The following is a 9190-nucleotide window of genomic DNA, read 5'->3' as shown; positions in this document are numbered from 1 at the left end:
ACGGAGCACGAAGTGGAGGCGGCGTGCCGAGGGGTGGGCCTGGGCTACCGCCTCTTCCGGACCTCGCTCGTCATCGGCGCCGTCCCGCCGCGAAGGGGGCCGGATCGCGAGGGCTTCCTCCATTTCCTGGAGGTGCTGCATGACCTCAAGGGGGAGATTGACGAGCGCCTTCCCGGGCACCTCGGCTCGCGGCCGCTGCGGTGCTGGGCGCCCGCGGGCGCGAGCCTGGGAATCGTGCGGGTCGAGCAGGCCGCGGCGCAGCTGCTCCAGGTCGCGCGCTCCCCGGGCACCCTGTCCGGGCGCTTCCGAATCACCGCGCCGGAGCGCAGCCCCTTCGCGCGGCTCTGCGAGCGGGTGGGGGCGGCCCTGGGCCTGGACCTGGTGACCGTCGCGGACACGGGCGAGCTGAACGCCATCGACCGGCAACTCCACTCGCGGCTGGAAGGGGTCCGCGCCCACTTCGAGGCCGCTGGCTTCGACGACACCGGGGGCCACCCGGGTCCGTCCGCCGGGGAGCTCGGCCTGGGCCCAGAGGCCCAGAGCGAGCTCTTCCGGTCTGTGCGCGAGGAACTGGATGCCGCGCGCGCCGAGCGCAGGGCGCGCGCCGCGGCGCTGTTCGCCACGCTCGTGCCGCGCACGCTGGCACGGGGGGACTCCACGCTGACCTACTTCGCCGCGGGCTCCCGGGGAACGCCGGTCGTCATCCTCAACGCGCTGGGGCAGGGGCTGTTCTACTGGAGCCGGCTGGTGGATTGCCTGATGCGCAACCACCGCGTCCTCGTCTGGGAGCCGCGAGGCCTGGAGTCGGGTCCGCAGCCCTTCCTGCTGCGCGACCACGTGGACGACCTGGAGGCCGTCCTCCAGCACGAGGGAATCGACGCGTGCCATCTGGTGGGCTGGTGCACCGGCCCGAAGGTCGCCGTGGAGTTCCATCGCCGCCGGCCGGCCGCGGTCGCATCGATGGTGTTCCTCAACGGCTCGCTGCGCTGGTCTGGCAGCCCGAAGGAGCTCGAGACGGTCTACGAGCGCAACTTCGAGCCGCTGTGCAGGATGCTCGTGCGCCGCCCGGCCATGGCGGCCTCGGTTCTCAAGTCCCTGCGGTTGAGCATGTCGCGGGAGGAGGGGAGCGACCTGGGAGGGCTGCCTGACTCCGAGGTGGCCCTGCGCGTGCTCTCCCTGATGAACAAGGACCTGCAGCCCCATGCCCTGGGGCCGTTCCGCAGTGAGCCCGTCATCGTCAGCTACGCCCACCAGATCATCGACTTCTTGTCCTACGACATCCGGACCCACATGGCGCAGGTGCGGGCACCCATCATGCTCCTCAGCGCGGAGCACGACGGCGTGGCCGCGCCGGACACCTCGCGGCACATGGCGGAGCTCATCCCCCACTGCCATCACGTCCACGTCCAGGGGGCCACCCACTATTGTCTGTATGACCGGCCGGAGTTCGTCGCAGAGCAGATGGAGGCGTTCTTCCAGGGGCGGGTGGGGGCTTCCCCGCGAGCCGCGGACGCCCCGCGCTCCGAAGCCCCGCACGCCGCCTGACGGTGGCGGGAGGAACCCATGGACGCTGACGCGAAGTTCGACGAGAAGGTGCTGTCGTTGCTCACCGCGACCCTTCCCGGGCCCTTGAAGCAGACGCGCATCACCCCGGAGCTGTCCCTGCGGAAGGACCTGGGCATCGACTCGCTCGGTGTCGCGGCCTTCGTCTTCCGGCTGGAGGACGCGTTCGGCATCGAGATTGGCGATCTGGTGCTTGCCATCGACGTGGCCCGGCTGGACACGGTGGGCGATGTGCTCGAGGTGAGCCGGCAGATCGTGGCGCGGGCCCGGGCGACCCAGGGGGAATGAGCGTGTCGGGAGGTCCCTGAACGCTCCCGTCGGAACACGCAAGCCTCCGCGGACACGGAGCCGGTGCTGGCCCAGACGGTGGATCTTCAGGGCGGCATGATGGAACTCGCCATCGTGATCCGCGGCTTGCCCGAGCACCCGGATGCCCCCGAAACGTTCCTGTCACCCACCCGGCGCGTTGCGAGGCGGTGAGAGCGGGGCTGTGCCTTCGAGGAATGCGCCTCCCGGTTGAACACCCCAGGTGGCGTCCCCAACCCCCGCCGCTGACCCGCTCAGGCGGACACGGCCCTGCTCGTCGTGCCTCGGCGCGCGGCATCGACACTCCAGATGCCCGAGCCGTGCGCGGAGATGTAGAGGAAGACGAAGCAGTAGAGCGCCGCGAGCTCGCCCTGGTTCACGATGGGGAGGATGTTGCCCTTGGCGGGAATCACGTGCCCCATGAAGAAGGCGGCCGCCATGGTGCCGCTCGCGAGGAAGGCCGCGGGTGACGTGAACAGCCCGATCAAGATGAGCACGCCGCCCACGAACTCGATTCCACCGGCGACGTAGATGACGAATGCGGGCGCTCCGGGCGGCACTCCGCCGAACATGCCGAAGAGCTTCTGCATCCCGTGGAACATGAACATGAAGCCGGTCATGATCCGGAGCAGGGCGTAGATGCGTTCCGCGTGGGGTCTCAGGAATCCCATCACTTCTCCTCTTCGTGTCGCTGATGCCGGCAGGAGGCCGGGGCCCCGGGCATGCCACGCGCTGCCTGGATTCGCCAGAGGTGGGCGGCCCTCAGTGTGGACAGGAATGCAGCGCTCATCCCGCCACCGTGACGTCCGGCGTGGCCGAGGTGGCCGTCTGGACGTGGGAGGAGAACCGCAGGTCCGGGTCCGTCACCGCGTCGTCCCGCAGCAGCCGCGTGTCCTCCTGGTAGTCCATCGACATCACCCAGGGGGCCCGGTCGCCCTGACGCGGCAGTGTATCAATCGAGCGCTGCACATATCCGGCGGCGAAGTCGAGCAGCGGCCGGGTCGGCATCGCCGGGTTGCCCAGCTCCGGGGTGCAGATGCTGTAGCCGTGCGCGTCCATGTACGCGAGCAGGCGGCAGAAGTGCTCACACAGCAGGCCCACCTTCAGCGTCCAGGACGCGTTGGTGTAGCCCAGCGCGAGCGAGAAGTTCGGCACCCCGCTGAGCATCATGCCCTTGAATGCCACCCTGTCGGCCAGGTGCACCGGCGCCCCGTCGACGCTCAGCGCGATGCCGCCGAGCGCCTGGAGGTTCAACCCCGTCGCGGTGACGATGAGGTCGGCCTCCAGCTCCTGGCCCGACTTCAGCTGGACGCCCTTCTCGGTGAAGGTCTCGATGTGCTCCGTCACCACCGAGGCCCGGCCGCTGGAGATGGCCTTGAAGAGGTCCGAGTCCGGGACCACGCACAGCCGCTGGGCCCACGGGTCGTAGGGCGGGTTGAAGTGCTTGTCGACCGGGTACCCCTTCGGGAGCTGCCGGGTGTTCTCCCAGCGGATGAGCCGCCGGGCCAGACGCGGGTAGCGCTGACAGAAGCGCCAGATGAAACGCTGCATGGCGATGTTCTTGCGCCGCATGAGCGCGTGCGCCCAGGCCTTCGGGAGCAGCTTCCGCAGGAGCTTCGCCAACGGATCCTCGGAGGGGATGGGCACGATATAGGTGGGCGTGCGTTGCAGCATCGTCACGTGCGCCGCCGCTCCCGCCATCGCCGGCACCATCGTCACGGCGGTGGCGCCACTGCCGATGATGACGACGCGCTTGCCTTGGTAGTCGAGGCCCTGGGGCCAGTGCTGCGGATGGACGATGGGGCCCCTGAAGCGCTCGGTGCCCTCGAACCGGGGGGTGAACCCCTGGTCGTAGCGGTAGTAGCCCGAGGCGCAGAACAGCCACCGGCACGAGAGCTTCATGCGCTCGCCGGTGTCGGTGCGCTCGACGTCGACGACCCACAGGGCGTCGGTGCTGGACCAGGCCGCGCCGTGCACCCGGTGGTGGAGTCGAATCTGGCGGTCAATCCCATACTCGGCCGCGGTCTCGCGCAGGTAGGCGAGGATCGCGTCCGCGCCGGCGATCGACTTCCTGTCCGTCCACGGCTTGAACTCGTATCCGAACGTGTGGAGATCCGAATCGGAGCGGATGCCGGGGTAGTGGAAGAGATCCCACGTGCCACCCGTCGCACCCCGGGCCTCCAGGAGGGCGTACGACTTCAACGGGTGCTCCCGCTGCAGATAGCAGGCCGTGCCAATCCCCGAGAGCCCGGCACCGATGATCAACACGTCGACGTGTTCGGGGAGGTCTGCCGCGCGCGGGGGGGACATGGTGGGCTCCGTTGCTGGGTCGGACGGGAGGGCGGCCCGGCGAACGTCCAGTCTTCAAGTGAACGGAAAGATGGTGAAAGGGAGGCGTTCAATCAAGGTGCGAGCGTTCCAGCGCCGGGACTGTCCGGAGCGCAACGGCCCCCCTGTCGGCAGGGAGGGTCGGCGGGCAGGGCAGGGGTGCGCAGCTTGCGACGAGCCCATGTCCCCGGTTCCCCGCCCCTGGCGCCCGATGTCCCTGGTGGTGCTCGCGACACTCGTGTCGGCGTGTGCCACGCTGAGTCCGTCCCGCTCGGAGCTGCAGGAGCGCGTGGGACACTCGGACCTGGATGTGGGCGCGCTGCGCATCCGCGTGCGCGACCTGGCCCGGCGCTTCTCCGGCCTGCTGGAGGCGACGGCGGATGGCCTCGCCGCCAGCTCCGACTCCCCGGAGATGGCGCAGACGATGCTCAGGTTCAAGGCGAACTCGGTGCCCGCCATGCAGGGCGCGCTCTTCCAGCCAGACCCGGTGGCCGCGATCGTGGATGCCTGGGCGCTGCTGGCCCAGATGGAGGAGGTGCTGCCGCGATGGGCGGAGCACGCCTCGCCGGAGCTTCGCGCCGAGGCCCTGCGCTCGCTGCGCGACATGGAGTCGCAGGTGGAGGCGCTGTGGCGGGAGGTTTCGGGAAGCGAGGACGTCTCCGCCGCGCGGACGCGCGTGCACGCGTGGGCCGCCGAACACCCCCTGACAGCGCCGCTCGTCGCGCGCGAGTCCACCGTGCCCCTGCTGGCCTCCGTGACGGCGACCTCGGGCGGGAGCCTGCTCAGGAGGGCGGCGGGCCTCGTGGAGGGCATGACGGACATCACCGCGCGGGTGGACCTCTATGCGGCCAGCCTCCCGCGACAGGCCCGCTGGCAGGCGGAGCTCGCGGCCGCCGATGCCATGAATGCGCCCATCCTCCAATCCCTCATGGCCGAACTGTCGCGCACCGTGGACCTCCTCGACCGCGTGGGAGGCGTGGCCGCGAACAGCCCCGCGCTCATCGCCCGCGAGCGCATGGCGGTGCTGGAGGCGTTGGATCAGGAGCGGCGGTTGCTCCAGGACTACGTCACCGGTGAACGGCAGGCCGTGCTCGCGGGCGTGGGGCAGGAGCGCGCGGTGGTGGTGGACGCCCTGCGCGCCGAGCGCGTGGCGACGCTCCAGCAGCTCGACGGCCTGGCCCGGGGCTGGGTGGACCACGCGTTCGACAGGGCCGTGCCCCTGGTGGACCGCGTCTTCCAGTGGCTGCTCGCGCTCGTGGCCCTGGGCCTGGTGGGCGGGCTCGTCCTCGTGACCCTGCTGATCCGCCTCCGCAGGCGCGCCTGAGGGAGTCAGTGCGGCGCGCTGCCGGGGGCTTCCCACCGGGACTCGGCCTGGCCCAGGCGCTGGCCCAGGTCCTGGAGCCGCTCGCGTTCCGCCGCATCGTCCGCGTCGCTCGTGGCGCCGGCCTCCTCCACCAGGCCGCGCAGCCGGTGCAGGCCGTCGCGCAGGAGCGCCTGCTCCTCCAGTGTCTCCGACGGGGCGTGGACCAAATGGCCCACCACCGCGTCCAGCACCTGCGCGTGGAGGTTCTCGCTGCCCACCTTCGCCGCCACGCCGGTGCGCTCCAGCATCCGCCGCGTGGGGGCCATGATCCGGGCCAGTTGCAGGGTGACTGACCGCCGGGCGAGCTCGTCGTGCAGGTCGGCCAGCATGTCGGCCCCGGGAACGTCCAGGTCGGCCGTCACCTCCAGGTCCAGCAGCACGACCTGGGGCGGGCGTGCGGCGCGGCGCACCCGCGCGAGGATCTCATCCTTCAGGGACGTGGCGTTGGCGAAGAAGACGCCTTCGTTCGGGCGGAGGATGAGCATGCCGGGCACGGTCAGCGGGCGCGGCGTGTGCCGCACGTCGCTGAACGCGAGCGTGCCCGGGGTGCGCCCCAGCTCGCTCAGGTGGGGCACGCTGGCGCGGTACACCATGAGGAAGAGCGACAGGCCCACCGCCACCAGCAGCCCCGGCAGCACGTCCAGGGCGAGCACGCCCACCAGCGCCACCAGCGCGCCGAGGAAGTCGGCCCGCCGCAGCCGGTACAGCCGCCGCAGCTCCTTCACGTCCATCATCCCCGACACGGCGACCACCACGATGGCGCCCAGGGTGGCCTCGGGCAGCAGCCGGAAGAGGGGCGTGAGGAACAGCGCGACCAGCAGCGTGAGGCCCGCCGCCAGCATCGCGGACACCTCCGTGCGGGCGCCGACCGCGTCGTTGGCGGCGGACTTGGACAGGCTGCACCCGATGGAGAAGCCCTGGAAGAGCCCCGCGCCCACGTTGGCGGCGCCCAGGCCCACCAGCTCTCGGTTGGCGTTCACCTCATAGCCGTGACGGCCCGCCAGCATGCGCGCGGGGCCAATGGCTTCGGCGAACGCCACCAGCGCGATGCCACATGCCCCCGGCAACAGGCCCACCAGGTCGCGAAGGCCCACGTCCGGCAACCGGGGCGCGGCGAGCCCCGCCTGCACCTTGCCCACCACCTCCACGCCGCGCGCGTCCAGCCCCAGCAGGGCCGTCACGCCCACGGCCACCGCCAGGACCACCAGGGCCGCCGGGAGCCGCTCCGACACCCGCTCCAGGCCCAGCAACAGCAGCAGGCTGCCGGCCCCCACGAGCAGCGTGACGAGGTGCGTGCCGCCCAGGTGCGTGACGAGGAATGCCAGCCGCTCGAAGAAGTTGCCCTCGCCGGACTCGATGCCGAAGAGCTTGGGCACCTGCTTGATGGCGATGACCAGCGCCAGGCCGAAGACGAAGCCGGTGAGGACGGAGGCGGAGAAGAACTGCGCGATGCGCCCCAGCCGCAGCACGCCCGCGAGCAGCGAGATGAGTCCCGCCATCATCGCCAGGGCCGCGGTGAGGACCACGAACCGGGGTGAGCCCGCCGCGGCCAGGGGGCCCACGGTGGCGGCGGAGAGGACCGCCACCGCGGCGGACACGGCCACGATGAGCTGGCGCGAGCTGCCGAACAGCGCATACAGCACCAGCCCCGCCGGGGCCGCGTAGAAGGCGGCCGTCGGAGGCAGGCCCGCCAGTTGCGCGTACGCCATGCCCTCCGGGATGAGCAGGGCCGTGACGGTGAGTGCACCCATCACATCCCGCTTGAGCCAGGGACGACGGTAGCCTCGCACCGTCGAGACGAAGGGCACGGCGCGGGCGAGCCAGGAGGAAGAACTCTTCGTGGATGCGTGATTCACGATGGACTCCTCCGGCCCGTGTCTGCCCGTGGCCCGCGGTCGTCAGTGCATGGCGGTGGGGCTCTGCTCCAGCTTCTCCACCACCTGATCCACGGAGAAGCTCCCGGGCTTCTGGCGCGGTGGGAACTCCTTGAAGCTCGCCAGGAAGCGGGCCACGAACTGTTGCGCCGGGACGAAGTAGAAGACGTGGTCGATCTCCCAGGAGTGGAACCCGACCGATTCCTCCGCGCGCTCGAGCGGATCCGCCCGTAGGTCGATGAGCAGTGGCGCGCGCCGGTTCGTGAAGGGCATGTCCCAGACGTCGATGCCGGTGGCGAGCTGCTCCTGGAAGACGAGCTTCATGCGCCCGTGGCGCATGGCGAGGAACTCGCCGTCGTCACCGAAGTAGAAGAACTCGACGCGCTTCGTGGGGCCCTTGCCCGCGAGCAGCTCTGTCTGATCATAGCCGTCCAGGTGCACCTTGAAGGTCTTCGCTCTCGCGGTGTGGCCTGCTCTCACCTTGTCGACGATGTCGGGCACTCCCGCCGCCGACAGCAGCGTGGGCAGCCAGTCCTCGGAGGAGAAGAGGTCGTTGAGGAGGGTCCCCGGGGGGATGACGCCCGGCCAGCGCACCACGCACGGCACGCGGAAGGCGCCCTCCCAGTTGGTGTCCTTCTCGCCGCGGAAGGGGGTGGCGCCACCGTCGGGCCACATGGAGCTCATGGCTCCATTGTCCGTGGTGTAGACGACGAGGGTGTCCTCCGCGAGGCCCAGCTCGTCCAGCTTGCCGAGCAGTTGGCCCACGTGGCCGTCATGTTCGACCATGCCGTCCGCGAAGAGCCCGAGCCCCGTCTTGCCCTGGGACTCCGGCCGCAGGTGCGTGTGGACGTGCATGCGCGTGGTGTTGAACCACACGAAGAAGGGCTGATCGTTCTTCTTCGCCCGCTCGATGAAGTCGACCGTCGCGTCGAGGAACTCCCAGTCCACCGTCTCCATGCGCTTCTTCGTCAGTGGGCCGGTGTCCTCCACCGTCTGCCCACCCTTGCCATCCGCCTTCGCGCGCAGGACGCCGCGCGGGCCGAACCGCTGTCGGAAGCGGGGGTCCTTGGGGTAGTCCGGGTTCTCTGGCTCCTCCTCGGCGTTGAGGTGGTACAGGTTGCCGAAGAACTCGTCGAAGCCGTGCATCGTGGGGAGGAACTCGTCCCGGTCGCCCAGGTGGTTCTTGCCGAACTGGCCGGTGACGTAGCCCAGCGGTTTGAGGAGGTCCGCGATGGTGGGGTCCTCGGCCTGCAGGCCCACGGGGGAGCCCGGCATGCCCACCTTGGTGAGGCCCGTGCGGAACGGGCACTGGCCGGTGATGAAGGCCGCGCGCCCGGCGGTGCAGCTCTGCTGGCCGTAGTAGTCGGTGAGGAGCGCTCCCTCTTTCGCCAGCCGGTCGATGTTGGGCGTGCGATAGCCCATCACCCCCAGGTTGTACGCGCTCACGTTCCAGTAGCCGATGTCGTCTCCGAAGATGACGAGGATGTTTGGCTTCTTCCGGGGGGCCTTCTGTTTCGGCTGTGCCATGGAGGGGCTCCGCGCCTGCTGGCCTGCACATGCAGCCCGGTGGCAACTGCCACGCGGGCCGTGTGAGGAGTGGATTGCACCAAGAGATGGAGATGGAGTGCCGCCTTTCAATCCCGGGGGAGGTGAGGGGAAGCAGCCAACGCCCGCTTGAGCCTCCCGGACCTCGGGGCCCCTGTTCCTGGCGGTGTGGGCTTCCCACTCTTGCGCCTGTCTCTTATACCCATCTGAC

The 9190-nt window shown here is 70.2% G+C and carries 7 protein-coding genes; 3 read left to right on the top strand and 4 right to left on the bottom strand.

Annotated features, from left to right (window positions below):
* The coding region (locus D7V93_RS29770; RefSeq protein WP_147451399.1) for an alpha/beta fold hydrolase at positions 1–1545 on the top strand (1545 nt) is incomplete at its 5' end.
* 18 nt (positions 1546–1563) lie between these two features.
* Positions 1564–1851 (top strand): phosphopantetheine-binding protein, encoded by a 288-nt coding sequence (locus D7V93_RS29765; protein ID WP_120646609.1) that lies wholly within the window; start codon positions 1564–1566, stop codon positions 1849–1851.
* Between the two features lie 272 nt (positions 1852–2123).
* On the opposite strand, the gene D7V93_RS29760 is transcribed toward D7V93_RS29765, so the two are convergent.
* Both D7V93_RS29760 and D7V93_RS29755 read right to left on the bottom strand, forming a co-directional pair.
* The gene (locus tag D7V93_RS29760; protein ID WP_120646608.1) at positions 2124–2540 is read right to left on the bottom strand and encodes a DoxX family protein; all 417 of its coding nucleotides are present in this window, start codon (positions 2538–2540) and stop codon (positions 2124–2126) included.
* A gap of 115 nt (positions 2541–2655) precedes the next feature.
* On the bottom strand, positions 2656–4179 hold the full coding sequence (locus tag D7V93_RS29755) for a flavin-containing monooxygenase (protein WP_120646607.1): 1524 nt from the start codon (positions 4177–4179) through the stop codon (positions 2656–2658).
* A gap of 199 nt (positions 4180–4378) precedes the next feature.
* Here D7V93_RS29755 and D7V93_RS29750 point away from each other — a divergent pair, with 199 nt between their 5' ends.
* A complete protein-coding gene (locus tag D7V93_RS29750) occupies positions 4379–5521 on the top strand; it encodes a chemotaxis protein (RefSeq protein ID WP_120646606.1) in 1143 nt (380 codons plus the stop codon).
* 5 nt (positions 5522–5526) lie between these two features.
* On the opposite strand, the gene D7V93_RS29745 is transcribed toward D7V93_RS29750, so the two are convergent.
* Positions 5527–7416, bottom strand: coding sequence for a SulP family inorganic anion transporter (locus D7V93_RS29745; RefSeq protein ID WP_120646605.1), 1890 nt, complete (start codon positions 7414–7416; stop codon positions 5527–5529).
* Between the two features lie 42 nt (positions 7417–7458).
* Entirely contained in the window at positions 7459–8961 is a 1503-nt protein-coding gene (locus D7V93_RS29740) for an arylsulfatase (RefSeq protein ID WP_120646604.1), read from the bottom strand.
* Positions 8962–9190: the final 229 nt, after the last annotated feature.

This window comes from Corallococcus llansteffanensis (assembly GCF_003612055.1).
Lineage (GTDB): Bacteria > Myxococcota > Myxococcia > Myxococcales > Myxococcaceae > Corallococcus > Corallococcus llansteffanensis.
Note: the sequence above shows the minus strand (reverse complement) of the source record. Positions and strands in the feature narration are given on the sequence as shown.